Origin of the sequence: [Acidovorax] ebreus TPSY, assembly GCF_000022305.1 — a bacterium.
In the GTDB taxonomy this organism is placed as follows: Bacteria; Pseudomonadota; Gammaproteobacteria; order Burkholderiales; family Burkholderiaceae_C; genus Diaphorobacter; species Diaphorobacter nitroreducens.
The window spans coordinates 2650284-2664463 of sequence record NC_011992.1 but is presented as its reverse complement, the minus strand read 5'-3'; the positions used below and the strand labels follow the sequence as shown (position 1 = coordinate 2664463).

The following is a 14180-nucleotide window of genomic DNA, read 5'->3' as shown; positions in this document are numbered from 1 at the left end:
GGGATTTTAGAATGCCCGCCCATGACCGACCTGCTGCCGCCCACCACCCCTGCTCGCCCTGTGGCCGGGCGCTTCTGGGGGCTGGTGCCCTGCGCCGGCACCGGCACGCGCGCCGTGCGCAGGGGCGGGCAGGACGGCCCCCCAGTGCTGCCCAAGCAGTACCACACAGTGGCCGGCCACCCGATGGTGCTGCACACGCTGGCGGCCTTTGCGGGCGTGGCGCGCCTGGCGGGCACGCTGGTGGCCGTGGCCGCGGGCGACACCTTCTTCGACGGTCACCCCCACCCGGCCTTCTTTGCCGTGCCCTGCGGCGGGCCCGCGCGCGCCGACACGGTGCTGGGCGGCCTGAAGGCCCTGCAATCGCGCGGCGCGCAGGATGAGGACTGGGCGCTGGTGCACGATGCGGCGCGCTGCCTGGTGACGGCGCAGCAGATCGATGCGCTCATCGACGCCTGCCAGCACGACAGCGTGGGTGGGCTGCTGGCGCACAAGCTCGCGGACACGCTCAAGGTGGCGAGCGACGGCCCCGGCGGCGTGCGCGTGGCCGCCACCGTGGACCGCAGCGACAAATGGCTGGCGCAGACGCCGCAGATGTTCCGCATCGGTGCGCTGCGCCATGCGCTGGAGCGGGTGGGCGCCACCGCCACCGACGAGGCCAGTGCCATGGAGGCCATGGGCCTGCGCCCGCGCCTGGTGCCTGGCGGCGCGCAGAACTTCAAGGTGACCTACCCCGAGGACTTCGCGCTGGCCGAGGCCGTGCTGGCCCAGCGCATGCACGGCGCCACGCTGGAGCGCTTTGGCGGCGAACGCGGCGCCGCGGCGAGCGACCCGGTCAAGACTTTCTTTTCTTCCAAGGCATGAGGGCGGCGGACGCAATGGGCATGAATTTCAGAATCGGCGAAGGGTGGGACGTGCATGCGCTGGTGCCCGGGCGGCGCCTGGTCATCGGCGGGGTGGAGATCCCGCACACCATGGGCTTGCTGGGCCATTCCGATGCCGATGTGCTGCTGCATGCCATCACCGATGCGCTGCTGGGTGCTGCGGCGCTGGGCGACATCGGCAGCCACTTCCCCGACACCGACGCGCGCTTCAAGGGCGCGGACTCGGTGGCGCTGCTAGAGGAGGCGGCGCGCCGCGTGGGCGACAAGGGCTACGCCATCGGCAACATCGACAGCACCGTGGTCGCGCAGGCGCCGCGGCTGGCGGCGCACATCCCCGCCATGCGCGAGCGCATCGCCGCCGCGCTGGGCCTGGTGCTGGACCAAGTGAACGTGAAGGCCAAGACCGCCGAGCGCCTGGGCCCCGTGGGGCAGGGTCTGTCCATCGAGGCGCGCGCCGCCGTGTTGCTATTCAAAAAATAGCTGCTTGCGATGGAAGAGTGCCGGTTTCCGGCAGAAAACGATGTAAATCAGCCACGCAGCAAGCGCTGGCTGCTATCAATTTTGCTGGGATGACGGCACACCGCTGCGCGGTGGCAGGTGGCGCTTGATCTGCGGGCGCTGCAGGCGCTGCTGGGGGTCTTGGCCCTGCCGCAAGTTCATCGCGCGCTGCAACTGGATGTGGGCGACCAGCCCGCCCGAGCCCGAGTTGGCCAGCGCGAAGATGCCGCCCATGCGCTGCACGGTCTTGTCCACGATCGACAGGCCCAGGCCCGCGCCAGCGGCGGCCGTGCGCGCGGAGTCGCCGCGAAAGAACGGCTTGGTGAGGTTGGCCAGTTGCTCGGGTGGTGCGCCGGGTCCGTGGTCGCGCAGCTTCACCAGCACCCACTTCTCGCGCGCCTTGGCGGCGATGTCCACGGTGGTGATGCCGGTTTCGCGGTTCTTGCCGTAGCGGCGGGCGTTCTCCAGCAGGTTGGAGATCACGCGCGCCAGCTCCACCTCGTCGGCCATCACGATCAGGTCCTCGGGCACGTTCATCGAGATCTGCAGCTCGCGGTGGTCCTGCACCGCGTACACGCAGGACGACACCACGCCATGCAGGTTGACAGGGCTCAGGGCCACCGTGGTGTCGGGCCGCGCATAGTCCAGGAACTTGTCGATGGTGGCGTCCAGTTGCACGATGTCGGCCACCATGTGCTCGCGCGCCACGTCGTCGGTGACGCTCATCTCGGTTTCCAGGCGCAGCCGCGCCAGCGGCGTGCGCAGGTCGTGCGAGATGCCGGCCAGCATCACCGCGCGGTCCTGCTCCAGCTTGGCGAGCTTTTGCGCCATGCGGTTGAAGCCGATGTTGACCTCGCGGATCTCGCTGGTCACGGCCTCTTCGTCCAGGCGGCTGTTGGCAAAGTCGCCGTCGCGCACGCGGTTGGCCGCGTCGCTGAGCTGCTTGAGCGGGCGGTTGATCAGCCGCGCGATGACGGCGGCACCCGCCAGCGACAGCGCGCCCGCGGTGATCAACCAGATCATCCAGGTCTTGCCGCCAGCGGCACTCAGGCGCGAACGGTCCATCAGCATCCAGTTCGGGTCGCCATTGATGGTGAAGCCCACCCACAGCCCCGTCTCGCCATTCACGCTGGCGGCCACGATGGTGCCGGGCCCCAGGCGCTGGGTGAGTTCTTCGGTCAGGCGCGAGCCGAGCGGGGAGGGCGAGAGCAGCTCGAACTTGTCACCCGGCTCGCGCGGCAGGATGCGCACGCCCTCCTGGTCGGCCATGGTCTTGAGCAGCGACACACGCGCGATGGCATCGGAGTGGATGAGCGCCGCGCGGCTCAGGTTGACCAGCGATGCAATCTGCTGCGCCGTCTGCAGGGCGCGGGGCTCGAACTCCAGCGCGCGCAGCGTCTGCAGCCACGCCATGATGCTGCCGATCAGCAGCACGGCCAGCAGGAAGAAAGTGCGCCAGAAGAGGTTCAGCCCCACGCGTGCACGCTGGGCCCGCCGGCTGGCGGACGTTTCCAGCGGCGCGGGGCTGGTGGCATCGGAAGGCGCGTCGTGGGTGGCGCTCATGTCAAGGTGGCGTGCAAGCGGTCATGCAGGGCACGGCGTGCCGGTGGAGTGGGGCCGCCGTTCCTTTCGCAGGGATGCCCTGGTCAGTTCGTGCCGTCCGGCACGAACACGTAGCCCACGCCCCACACGGTCTGGATGTAGCGCGGCGCGGCGGCGTCCACCTCGACCAGCTTGCGCAGGCGCGAGATCTGCACGTCCAGGCTGCGGTCGAACGGCTCGAACTCGCGCCCGCGTGCCAGCAGCGCGAGCTTTTCGCGCGACAGCGGCTGGCGCGGGTGGCGCACCAGGGCTTTCAGCATGGCGAATTCGCCCGTGGTCAGCGGCAGTTCCTCGCCGTTCTTTTGCAGCGCGCGCGTGCCCAGGTCGAAGGTGAAGGGGCCGAAGGTCACCACTTCGTTGTCGCCCGACGGTGCGCCCGGGGCCTCCTGCGGCGGGCGGCGGCGCAGCACGGCGTGGATGCGGGCCAGCAGCTCGCGCGGGTTGAAGGGCTTGCCCAGGTAGTCGTCGGCGCCCACTTCCAGGCCCACGATGCGGTCCACGTCCTCGCCCTTGGCGGTGAGCATGATGATGGGCGTGCGGTCATTGGCCGCGCGCAGGCGCCGGCAGATCGACAGGCCGTCTTCACCCGGCATCATCAGGTCCAGCACGATCAGGTCCACGGTCTCGCGCAGCAGGATGCGGTTGAGGGCCTTGCCGTCTTCCGCGACCATAACTTCAAAGCCTTCCTGGGTGAGGTAGCGGCGCAGCAGGTCGCGGATGCGCGCATCGTCATCCACCACGAGAACTTTGTCGGTACGGTTGGTTGTTGAAGCCATGCTTTCTTTCCCAGTCCAATTTGTAACAGAGCCGATTCTGACCAGCTTGCGAACGGAAAGTCCGGTTTTACCCCAGGGTCTGACCAACTGTTACAGGTTTTGCGACACCTCGCAACGACATTACCGGGCATTCATGCCAGCGCTGCGCTGACGCGGTTAGCGTCGGTCCTGGGGCATGCTGCACATGCCCGTACAACGTCAACCCAAGAAAAGGAACACCATGCAAAGAACTATAAAAACAATAGCTGCTTGCGCACTGATGGCGGGCGCTGTGGCCGCTTACGCTCAGAATCCTCCGGCGCCGCCGCAGAACGTGCTGCAGCTCTCCGCATCGGGCACGGTGCAGGTGCAGCAGGACTTGCTGGTGCTGACGCTGGCCGCCACCAAGGAAGCCGCGGACGCCGCAGGCGTGCAAACGCAACTCAAACAGGCGCTGGACGCCGCGCTGGCCGAAGCCCGCCGCGCCGCCCAGCCGCAGCAGATGGACTTGCGCACGGGGGCCTTCGGCATGTACCCGCGCTATGGCAAGGACGGCAAGATCACCGGCTGGCAGGGCCGCGCCGAGCTGGTGCTGGAAGGGCGTGACTTCCCGCGCATCACGGCCACGGCGGGCAAGATCCAGAGCATGTCCATCAGCCAGATCGCATTCGACCTGTCGCGCGAGGCGCGGGCCAAGGTGGAGACCGAGGCCCAGGCGCAGGCCATCGAGGCCTTCAAGGCACGCGCCTCCGAACTGGCGCGCGGCTTTGGTTTTGGCGGCTACACGCTGCGCGAGGTGGCGGTGAACAGCAATGAGATGTCGCCCGGCCCGCGCCCGCGCATGATGGCCATGGAGGCCAAGGCAGCATCCTATGCGTCCGACGCTCCCGTGCCTGTGGAGGCCGGCAAGGCCCAGGTGGTGGTGACGGTGGCTGGCTCGGTGCAGCTCAAGTGACCCCAGCGGCCGCTATCAGCCATTTTGGACTGCAGCGCCCGCCAATCGGGCGTTACCAGCTATCTTGTTGATAGCGGTCTTACTGCGCCACCCAGCCGCCGTCCATATTCCATGCCACGCCGCGCACGTTGTTGGCGGCGGCCGAGCAGAAGAACACGGCCAGTTCACCCAGCTCTTCGGGTGTGGTGAACTGCATGGAGGGCTCCTTCTCGCCCAGCAGCACTTTCTTGGCTTCTTCGTTGGAGATGCCCAGCGCGGCGGCCTTGGCGTCCACCTGCTTTTGCACCAGCGGTGTGAGCACCCAGCCGGGGCAGATCGCGTTGCAGGTCACGCCCGTCGGGGCGGTCTCCAGCGCCGTCACCTTGGTCAGGCCCACGATGCCGTGCTTGGCCGCCACGTAGGCCGACTTCTGCGCCGATCCCACCAGGCCGTGCACCGACGCCACGTTGATGATGCGGCCCCAGTCATTGGCCAGCATGCCGGGCAGTGCCAGGCGCGTGGTGTGGAAGGCGCTGGTCAAGTTGATGGCGATGATGGCGTCCCACTTCTCCACGGGGAAGTCCTGCACGCTGGCCACATGCTGGATGCCGGCGTTGTTGACCAGGATGTCCACGCGGCCGAACTGGGATGCGGCGTACTTGAGCATGTCCTCGATCTCCGCGGGGCGGCTCATGTCCGCGCCGTGGTAGGCCACGCGGGCGCCTGCGGCCTCGCCGGCGGCCAGCACCTCGGCGCGCGGACCGTCCACGTCGCCAAAGCCGTTGAGCACGATGTTCGCCCCCTGGCGCGCGAGCGCCTTGGCGATGCCCAGGCCGATGCCGCTGGTGGAGCCGGTGACGAGGGCGGTTTTGCCGTTCAGCATGAGAGTCTCTCCGAATGAATTAGGATGCAGCGCAGGCATTATCGAGCGCTGCATGACGGTACCGTTTCCATGATTCAACCTACGCTGAAATACGTACCGTGCCCCGGCCCCGCGGCCGCCGGCCACCCGGAGCAAGGCCATCGCATGGCCTACTGGGAGTGGAACGAGACGGGCGACGCGGCCCATCCCCATGTGATCATCTGCGTCCACGGGCTGGCACGCCAGGGGCGGGACTTCGACACCCTGGCACGCGCGCTGGCCCGCCATGCGCGCGTGGTCTGCCCCGATGTCGTGGGGCGCGGACGCAGCCATTGGCTGGCCGATCCGATGCAATACCAATTGCCGGTGTACGCGGCCGACATGCGGGCCTTGCTGGTCCAGCTGCATAGCCAGGGCCCCATCGCCACCCTGGATTGGGTGGGCACGAGCATGGGCGGGCTCATCGGCACGGGCCTGTGCGGCCAGCCGGGAGTGTTGCCGGTACCCGTGCGGCGCCTGGTGCTCAACGATGTGGGACCGCGGGTGGAGTGGCAAGCGCTCGCGCGCATCGGCCAGTACCTGGGCCAGCCCGCGCATTTCGCGACGCTGCAGCAGGCGGCCGACGCGCTGTGGGCGGTGTCGCGCAGCTTCGGGCCGCACACGCCTGCGCAGTGGCTGGAACTGTCTCGCGCCATGGTGCGCGAGACGCCCCAAGGGGGCTTGGCCCTGCACTACGACCCGGCGATCGCCGTGCCCTTTCGCGCCCTCACGCCCGAGGCCGCGCTGGCGGGTGAGCAGCAGCTATGGCAGCTGTACGACCAGATCCCGGCCCAGGTGCTGCTGCTGCGCGGTGCGGAGTCGGACCTGCTGTCCAGCGCCACGGCGCGCGAGATGACCGCGCGCGGCCCGCGTGCGCGGCTGGTGGAGTTCGCCGGCGTGGGCCACGCGCCGACGCTGGTGCAGCCGGACCAGGTGGCCGTGGTCGCGCAGTTCCTGCTGGAGCGGCAGGAGGAGTTGACAGCATGAAGAGCAGTTCCATCGGCCATCTGCCCATGGGGCAGGGCGCGGCCGCCGGGCCCCGACCCGAGGCGGTGCCGCAGCTCATCGCAGCCACCGCGCAGGCGGGACCGGAGCATGCCGACGCCCTGGTGCGCGCCCGCGCCTTTGCCGAGCCGCTCTTGATCGGCGAAACGTTGGAAACCGGAGAGAACACCCTCGTCCATGCCGATGCGGTGTCCGCCATCCTCAAGCACCTGGGCGGCTCGGAAACCATGCAGGCGGCGGTCTATCTGGTGTATGCCTGCTCGCACCTGAACAAGCCCGAGGAAGTGATCACCAAGGCCTTCGGTAGCAATTTCGCCGCGCTGGCGCTGGAGACCACCAAGCTCATGCGCGTGCAACTGCAGGCGCGCGAGGCGCAGGTGACGGGCCAGCAGGTGGACGATGCGGCCACGCAGACCGAGAACGTGCGCAAGATGCTGCTGGCCTTCTCGCGCGACCTGCGCGTGGTGATGCTGCGCCTGGCGTCCCGCCTGCAGACGCTGCGCTTTTATGCCGCAGCCAAGCGCCCGGTATCGCCGGCCATCGCGCGCGAGGCGCTGCAGGTGTTCGCGCCGCTGGCCAACCGCCTGGGCATCTGGCAGATGAAGTGGGAGCTGGAAGATCTGGCCTTCCGCTTCCTGGAGCCCGAGACCTATAAGGAGGTGGCCCGCCTGCTCGACGAGAAGCGCGTGGAGCGCGAGCTGTACATGGAGCAGGTGCGCAGCCGGCTGGAGTCCGAGTTGCGTGCGCGCAGCATCAGTGCCAGCGTGCAGGGCCGGCCCAAGCACATCTACAGCATCGTCAAGAAGATGCGCGGCAAGTCGCTGAACTTCGACCAGGTGTTCGACATCCGTGCGCTGCGTGTGGTGGTGCCCAGCGTCAAGGACTGCTATGCCGCCTTGAGCTGGGTGCACAGCCAGTTCAAGCCCATCGAGGCGGAGTTCGACGACTACATCGCCCGCCCCAAGCCCAACGGCTACCAGTCGCTGCACACCGTGGTGCGCGACGAGGCGGGCAAGGCCATCGAGATCCAGATCCGCACCCAGGCCATGCACGACCATGCCGAGCATGGCGTGGCCGCGCACTGGGCCTACAAGGAGGCGGGCACCAAGGGCTACGCTGGCGTGTCGGCCAGCAGCGAGTACGACGCCAAGATCGCCGTACTGCGCCAGCTGCTGGCGTGGGAGCGCGACCTGGTGGGCTCCGCCAGCCGCAGCGGGTTGTTCGAAGACCGCATTTATGTGCTGACCCCGGACGCGGCCGTGGTGGAACTGCCCCAGGGCGCCACGCCCGTGGACTTCGCCTATGCCGTGCACACCAGCGTCGGCCACCGCTGCCGGGGTGCGCGTGTCGACGGCAACATGGTTCCGCTGAACACGCCGCTGCAGAACGGCCAGACGGTGGAGATCATCACCGTGAAGGAAGGGCGTCCTTCGCGCGACTGGCTCAACCCGGAACTGGGCTACCTCACCAGCAACCGCGCGAAGGCCAAGGTGCGCGCGTGGTTCAACGCACAGGCCACCCATGCCACGGTGGCGCGCGGCCGCGAGCTGGTGGAAAAGCTGCTACAGCGCGAGGGCAAGACGGCCCTCAAGCTTGACGACCTGGCGGTGCAGCTGGGCTTCAAGTCGGCCGAGGCCTTGTTCGAAGTGGTGGGCAAGGACGAATTCTCGCTGCGCAGCATCGAGACCCTGTTGCGCCCACCCGAGCCGGCGGTCGATGAGCCTGACGTGCTGCTCAAGAAGGCGCGCACACCCGACGGCGCGCCCAAGGGCGGCGTGCTGGTGGTGGGCGTGGATTCCCTCATGACGCAGTTGGCCAAGTGCTGCAAACCCGCGCCGCCCGATGAGATCCGTGGTTTCGTCACGCGCGGCAAGGGCGTGAGCGTGCACCGCGCCGACTGCAGCAATTTCCGCGAGATGGCGGCGCGCAATGCGGAGCGCGTGATCGACGTGGAGTGGGGAAAGTCGCAGCGCGCCGCCGGAGAAGCCGCCGTCTACCCCGTGGACGTGGCGGTGGAAGCCTCGGACCGCCAGGGCCTGCTGCGCGACATCTCGGAAGTGTTCGCGCGCGAGAAGACCAACGTCATCGGCGTGCAGACACAGTCCGTCAAGGGAACGGCATGGATGACCTTCACCGTGGAAGTGTCCGATGCGGGGCGGCTCAACAAGGTGCTGGGTATCGTGGCCGCGGTGCAGGGGGTGCGGTCGGCGCGCCGGCGATGACGGCCGCCAGGGCCGAGGCGGCATTTTTTGCTGCTATACTCCCGCTTCTCGAACAAACACAGGCGCGTAGCTCAGCTGGTTAGAGCACCACCTTGACATGGTGGGGGTCGTTGGTTCGAGTCCAATCGCGCCTACCATTTCTCTCTGCTGAAGCCACCCAGACTTCAGCATGCAAAGAGAGAAATTCTGTACAAAACGCCGCTCGACAGAGCGGCTTTTTTGTTTCCGGATCCCCCGCATTCAGCCTGGAGCAGGCGGTCGTGCAGGCCATCAGGGTATTCCTGCGCGCTGCGCGGGTGCGGCCTGCCTAGAATCTGCTGCACTGCAATACAAGCCATGACGGGCCATGTACCCGAGGAGCCGCCTGTGCCAGACAAGAACCCAGCACCTGACCCAAAAACCGCCCAGCGCGTGATCAAGAAGTACCCCAACCGCCGGCTGTACGACACGTCCACCTCCACCTATGTCACGCTGGCCGAGGTCAAGCAGCTGGTGATGCAGGGCGAATCCGTCGTGGTGCGCGACGCCAAGACCAGCGAAGACCTCACGCGCAGCATCCTGCTGCAGATCATCCTGGAGGAGGAGGCAGGCGGCGCGCCGATGTTCAGCGAGGCGGCGCTGGCCAACATCATCCGCTTCTACGGCCACGCCATGCAGGGCTTCATGGGCGCGTACCTGGAAAAGAACGTGCAGATGTTCACCGAGATCCAAGCCAAGCTGGCCGAGCAGTCGCAAGGCCTCACGCCCGAGATGTGGACGCAATTCATGAATCTGCAGTCGCCCATGATGAAGGGGCTGATGGGCAACTACGTGGAGCAGTCGCAGAACATGTTCCTGCAGATGCAGGACCAGATGCAGAAGCAGACCGAGCAGATGCTGGGCGCGTTTGGCCTCAAAAAGCGCTGAGCCTGGCAGAACTGGGAAAATGCGGGGATGAGCCAAGCACTCTCCCCCGCCAAGACCCCCAAGATCGGGTTCGTCAGCCTCGGCTGCCCCAAGAACCTCACCGACTCCGAACTCCTCCTCACGCAACTCAGCGCCGAGGGCTACGAAACCTCCAAGACCTTCGAGGGCGCAGACCTCGTCATCGTCAACACCTGCGGCTTCATCGATGAAGCCGTGAAGGAAAGCCTGGACACCATTGGCGAGGCCTTGGCCGAGAACGGCAAGGTGATCGTTACCGGCTGCCTGGGCGCGCGCGCCGGCGAGACGGGCGGCAACCTCGTGAAAGAGGTACACCCCAGCGTGCTGGCCGTGACCGGGCCGCATGCGGCGCAGGAAGTGATGGAGGTCGTGCATACCCACTGCCCCAAGCCGCACGACCCCTTCCTTGACCTGGTGCCGGGCAGCTTCGGCGAGGCGGGCATCAAGCTCACGCCGCGCCACTATGCCTACCTGAAGATCAGCGAGGGCTGCAACCACCGCTGCACCTTCTGCATCATCCCCTCGATGCGCGGCGACCTGGTGTCGCGCCCGGTGGGCGATGTGCTCAAGGAAGCCAAGGCGCTGTTCGAGGGCGGGGTGAAGGAACTGCTGGTCATCAGCCAGGACACATCGGCCTATGGCGTGGACGTGAAGTACCGCACGGGCTTCTGGGACGGCAAGCCCGTCAAGACGCGCACGCTGGAGCTGGTGCAGACGCTGGGCGAGATGGCCGCCACCTACGGCGCGTGGGTGCGCCTGCACTATGTCTACCCCTACCCGAGCGTGGACGACATCATTCCGCTGATGGCGCAGGGCTTGGTGCTGCCGTACCTGGATGTGCCCTTCCAGCACAGCCACCCCGACGTGCTCAAGCGCATGAAGCGCCCCGCCAGCGGCGAGAAGAATCTGGAGCGCATCCTGCGCTGGCGCGAGGCCTGCCCGGAGATCGTGATCCGCAGCACCTTCATCGCGGGCTTCCCCGGCGAGACGGAAGAAGAGTTCCAGCACCTGCTGGACTTCGTGCGCGAGGCGCAGATCGACCGTGCGGGCTGCTTTGCCTACAGCGACGTGGAGGGCGCCGCTGCCAACGAGCTGCCGGGCATGCTGCCCATGGAACTGCGCGAGGAGCGCCGTGCGCGCTTCATGGCGGTGGCGGAGGAAGTCTCCACCGCCAAGCTGCAGCGCCGCGTGGGCCAGACCATGCAGGTGCTGGTGGACCAGGCCGTGGGCCTGGGCAAGAAGGGCGGCGTGGGCCGCAGCTACGCCGATGCGCCCGAGATCGACGGCGTGGTGCACCTGCTGCCGCCCGAGAAATTCAGCAAGACCTACAAGGTGGGCGACTTCGTGAAGGCGCGCATCGTGGGAACGCAGGGGCATGACCTGGTGGGCGTGCCGGTGTAATCAACGGCGGCCATACAGCGCCCACAAAAAAGGGAACGTGCGAACCACGTTCCCTTTTTTTTCCGGGCGCCCCGCCAGCGGGGCGCGGAGTTCCGTCAGACGCCGACGGCCAGCAGCTCCACGTCGAACTTCAGCGTGGCGTTGGGCGGGATCACGCCGCCGGCGCCGCGTGCGCCGTAGCCCAGGGCTGCCGGGATGATCAGTGTGCGCTGGCCGCCGATCTGCATGCCTTGCACGCCCTCGTCCCAGCCCTTGATGACCATGCCCGCGCCCAGGGGAAACTCGAACGGGTCGTTGCGGTCGCGGCTGGAATCGAACTTGGCGCCTTGCTGGCCGTCGTTGTAGAGCCAGCCGGTGTAGTGCACGCGCACCGACTGGCCGCGCGTGGCCTGCGCGCCGGTGCCGACGACGGTGTCTTCATACTGCAGGCCCGAGGCGGTGGTGGTGAATGCCATGGTGAACGGTTCCTTGATTTGATTCAAAAAAGATAGCTGTTAGCGCTTATCCAATAAGCGCTAGGGGCCAAAAAGACCACAACCCGCACACGGCGGGCTGGTGGGGGCCGAAGGGCTTGCGGGGCGCTTTACTTCTTCACGCGCGCGGCGGACCAGCGGGTGGCAAAAGCCTGCACATCGGACAGGCGCTTGAGCAGATCCTGGCCCACGGGGGTGACGGTGTAGCCGTCGCTGCCGTGGTCCAGCAGCCCGCACTCGCGCAGTTCCTTGATGCGGGTGTTGAGCGTGTTGGGCGTGATGCCGCCTACGCTGTCTTGCAGCAGGCGGAACGTCTGCGGATGGCCGTCGCGCAGGGCCCACAGCACGCGCAGCGCATAACGGCATTCGAGTTTCTCGAACAGCTGGTTGACGGCGGCGTTTTCCTTGGAGCTCATGAACGCTTCTCCTTGCGCATAGGGTGGTGGGGTGCCGCGCCGCGCAGGGGCGGAGCGGCGGTGGTTGCAAAAAACGATAGCAATATAGCCTGGAAATGTACCTGCTACAAGTTTAGTAGCTCGTTGCGTCCGGCTGACATGTGCAAACCCTGAAAAATGGGGTAGCCATGCGGCTCACTCCGGCGCCCTGCGCACGAGGTGCTCCACCAGCAGCCGGGCGGCGGGTGACAGGCCATCCTCGCTGCGAAAGCAGATGGCAAAGCGCCGCCGTGCCCAGCCGTCGGCCAGCGGAATCACGCGCACGCCGGTGGCGGCGGCAAACGGCTCGGCCACTTCGCGTGGGATCACGCTGATGGCCAGGTTGGCGCGCACCACGCGCAGCGCAGCGTCGAAGTTGGACACCTGCACGCGGTGTGCCAGCATCTTGCCCTCCACGGCCGCGGCGCGCGCCAGCAGCACCTGTACGGCGCTCAGCGCCGGCATGCTGACGAACTCATGCCCCAGCACGTCGGCAAAGCGCACGCGCGCCGACTGGGCCACGGGGTGATCGGGGTGCGCGACGATGGCCAGATGGTCGTGGCGGTAGCTGCGGGTCTGCAGCCCCTGCAGGTCCGCCGCGTCCCAGCAGATGCCCACGGTGGCGCTGCCCTCGCGGATGCCGCGCACGACCTCGGGACTCACGCGCTCCTCCATGCTCACCTGGATGTCGCGGTGCGCGGGGTCCTGCAGGAACGCTGCTACGTCGTCGGCCAGCGACTCGGCCATGACCGACGCGGTGACCAGCATGCGCACCTGTCCGCGGATGCCGGTGTTGAACGCGGCCATGTCCCGCTCGATGCGCCCCACGCTGGCCAGCATCTCGCGCGCATGCTCCAGCAGCGCCTCACCCGCCGGGGTGGGCGCCACGCCATGCCGGCGGCGCACCAGCAGGCGCGCGCCCACGGTGTCTTCCAGTTGCGCCAGCCGTTTGCTGACGGCCGAGCCCACGATGGCCTCCTGCTGCGCGGCATGCGCAATATTGCGGTGCTCGCACACGGCGACGAACAGCTTGAGCGAGAGCAGGTCGGGCAGACGCATGAAAATTTCCGTTTGGGAACGCGTGGGGTTCCAAAATTGAGGTTTCGTAGTTTGCTGGAATTTTTAAAATCCACAACGGCACTGACGCACATCAACCCTCCAGGCAATTCCATGGCTTCGCTACCCACCCTCTGCGACCCGCGCCCCGGCCACGCCACCGTGCGCGAGGTGGGCCTGCGCGATGGCCTGCAGAGCATCGCCACCACGCTGCCGACAGCACACAAGATCGCCTGGCTGGACGCCGCCTATGCCGCAGGCCAGCGCGAGATCGAGGTCGGCTCCTTCGTACCCGCGCGCCTGCTGCCGCAACTGGCCGACACCGCCGAGGTGCTCGCGCATGCGCTCACGCTGCCGGGGTTGGTGGCCTCGGTGCTGGTGCCCAACCTCAAGGGGGCCGAGCGCGCCATCGATGCGGGTGCGCACTGGATGGTCGTGCCGCTGTCGGCCAGCCATGCGCACAGCCTGGCCAACCTGCGCAAGACGCCCGACGAGGTGGTGGCGGAGGTGGCCCGCATCCGCGCCACCCGCGATGCGGCGGGCAGCGCGTCGCGCATCGAGGGCGGCGTGGGCACGGCCTTCGGCTGCACGCTCCAGGGCGACGTGGCCGAGGACGAGGTGCTGCGCCTGCTGCAGGCCCTGCTGGATGCGGGCGCCGACCGCGTGAGCCTGGCCGACACCGTGGGCTATGCCGATCCGGCCGGCGTGCAGCGCCTCTTCGAGAAGGCGCGCACGCTGGTGGGCGACCGCCTGGCCGCCGCGCATTTCCATGACACGCGCGGCATGGGGCTGGCCAACTGCTACGCCGCCTGGCAGGCGGGCATCACGCGCTTCGACGCCTGCCTGGGCGGTATCGGCGGCTGTCCGCATGCGCCCGGCGCCAGCGGCAACGTGACCACCGAAGACCTGGCCTTCATGCTGGAGCGCATGGGGCTGTCCACGGGACTCGACGTGGCCGCGCTGCTCGCGCTGCGCCAGCGCGTGCAGGGCTGGCTCGCGGGCGAGACGCTGCATGGCACGCTGTGGCAGGCCGGTCTGCCGCGCCACACGGGCGCTTCTGTTTCCACCCTGGCGCAGCCTGCCTGAGCGGGCGC

Annotated in this window: 14 protein-coding genes and 1 tRNA gene; 9 read left to right on the top strand and 6 right to left on the bottom strand. The window is 67.7% G+C overall.

The window, feature by feature from the left end:
• Positions 1 to 21: 21 nt before the first annotated feature.
• Both DTPSY_RS12545 and ispF read left to right on the top strand, forming a co-directional pair.
• On the top strand, positions 22 to 861 hold the full coding sequence (locus DTPSY_RS12545; protein ID WP_015913878.1) for an IspD/TarI family cytidylyltransferase: 840 nt from the start codon (positions 22 to 24) through the stop codon (positions 859 to 861).
• 20 nt (positions 862 to 881) lie between these two features.
• Positions 882 to 1361 (top strand): 2-C-methyl-D-erythritol 2,4-cyclodiphosphate synthase, encoded by a 480-nt coding sequence (ispF, locus tag DTPSY_RS12540; RefSeq protein ID WP_041839054.1) that lies wholly within the window; start codon positions 882 to 884, stop codon positions 1359 to 1361.
• 75 nt (positions 1362 to 1436) lie between these two features.
• Here the strand turns inward: ispF and DTPSY_RS12535 are convergent, their stop codons facing one another.
• Positions 1437 to 2942: an ATP-binding protein gene (locus DTPSY_RS12535; protein WP_015913876.1), complete on the bottom strand. Its 1506-nt coding sequence runs from the start codon at positions 2940 to 2942 to the stop codon at positions 1437 to 1439.
• A gap of 83 nt (positions 2943 to 3025) precedes the next feature.
• On the bottom strand, positions 3026 to 3757 hold the full coding sequence (gene ompR, locus DTPSY_RS12530; RefSeq protein WP_011806277.1) for an osmolarity response regulator transcription factor OmpR: 732 nt from the start codon (positions 3755 to 3757) through the stop codon (positions 3026 to 3028).
• Between the two features lie 220 nt (positions 3758 to 3977).
• Between ompR and DTPSY_RS12525 the strand changes: the two genes are divergently transcribed.
• Positions 3978 to 4691: an SIMPL domain-containing protein gene (locus tag DTPSY_RS12525; RefSeq protein ID WP_015913875.1), complete on the top strand. Its 714-nt coding sequence runs from the start codon at positions 3978 to 3980 to the stop codon at positions 4689 to 4691.
• Positions 4692 to 4770: 79 nt separating this feature from the next.
• Here DTPSY_RS12525 and DTPSY_RS12520 read toward each other — a convergent pair whose 3' ends face one another.
• Complete coding sequence (locus tag DTPSY_RS12520) at positions 4771 to 5553, bottom strand: 3-hydroxybutyrate dehydrogenase (RefSeq protein WP_011806275.1); 783 nt, start codon at positions 5551 to 5553, stop codon at positions 4771 to 4773.
• 69 nt (positions 5554 to 5622) lie between these two features.
• On the opposite strand from DTPSY_RS12520, the gene DTPSY_RS12515 reads away from it, so the two are divergent.
• From DTPSY_RS12515 to rimO, 5 genes are all read left to right on the top strand, one after another.
• Positions 5623 to 6558, top strand: coding sequence for an alpha/beta fold hydrolase (locus DTPSY_RS12515; protein WP_015913874.1), 936 nt, complete (start codon positions 5623 to 5625; stop codon positions 6556 to 6558).
• A gap of 26 nt (positions 6559 to 6584) precedes the next feature.
• Complete coding sequence (locus DTPSY_RS12510; RefSeq protein ID WP_238526600.1) at positions 6585 to 8798, top strand: RelA/SpoT family protein; 2214 nt, start codon at positions 6585 to 6587, stop codon at positions 8796 to 8798.
• Between the two features lie 60 nt (positions 8799 to 8858).
• Positions 8859 to 8935 (top strand) — tRNA-Val (locus DTPSY_RS12505).
• A 199-nt stretch (positions 8936 to 9134) separates the two neighbouring features.
• Complete coding sequence (gene phaR, locus DTPSY_RS12500) at positions 9135 to 9704, top strand: polyhydroxyalkanoate synthesis repressor PhaR (RefSeq protein WP_011806272.1); 570 nt, start codon at positions 9135 to 9137, stop codon at positions 9702 to 9704.
• A 27-nt stretch (positions 9705 to 9731) separates the two neighbouring features.
• Positions 9732 to 11123: a 30S ribosomal protein S12 methylthiotransferase RimO gene (gene rimO, locus DTPSY_RS12495; protein WP_015913872.1), complete on the top strand. Its 1392-nt coding sequence runs from the start codon at positions 9732 to 9734 to the stop codon at positions 11121 to 11123.
• 95 nt (positions 11124 to 11218) lie between these two features.
• On the opposite strand, the gene DTPSY_RS12490 is transcribed toward rimO, so the two are convergent.
• The 3 genes from DTPSY_RS12490 to DTPSY_RS12480 all read right to left on the bottom strand — a co-directional run bounded on the left by DTPSY_RS12490 (position 11219) and on the right by DTPSY_RS12480 (position 13089).
• Positions 11219 to 11578, bottom strand: a complete 360-nt coding sequence (locus DTPSY_RS12490) for an FKBP-type peptidyl-prolyl cis-trans isomerase (RefSeq protein ID WP_011806270.1) — start codon at positions 11576 to 11578, stop codon at positions 11219 to 11221.
• A 128-nt stretch (positions 11579 to 11706) separates the two neighbouring features.
• The gene (locus tag DTPSY_RS12485) at positions 11707 to 12012 is read right to left on the bottom strand and encodes a winged helix-turn-helix transcriptional regulator (protein ID WP_011806269.1); all 306 of its coding nucleotides are present in this window, start codon (positions 12010 to 12012) and stop codon (positions 11707 to 11709) included.
• A gap of 174 nt (positions 12013 to 12186) precedes the next feature.
• Positions 12187 to 13089 carry a LysR family transcriptional regulator gene (locus DTPSY_RS12480; protein ID WP_015913871.1) on the bottom strand — a complete coding sequence of 301 codons (903 nt, stop codon included), beginning with the start codon at positions 13087 to 13089 and terminating at the stop codon, positions 12187 to 12189.
• Between the two features lie 111 nt (positions 13090 to 13200).
• Here DTPSY_RS12480 and DTPSY_RS12475 point away from each other — a divergent pair, with 111 nt between their 5' ends.
• Positions 13201 to 14172 (top strand): hydroxymethylglutaryl-CoA lyase, encoded by a 972-nt coding sequence (locus DTPSY_RS12475; protein ID WP_015913870.1) that lies wholly within the window; start codon positions 13201 to 13203, stop codon positions 14170 to 14172.
• Positions 14173 to 14180: the final 8 nt, after the last annotated feature.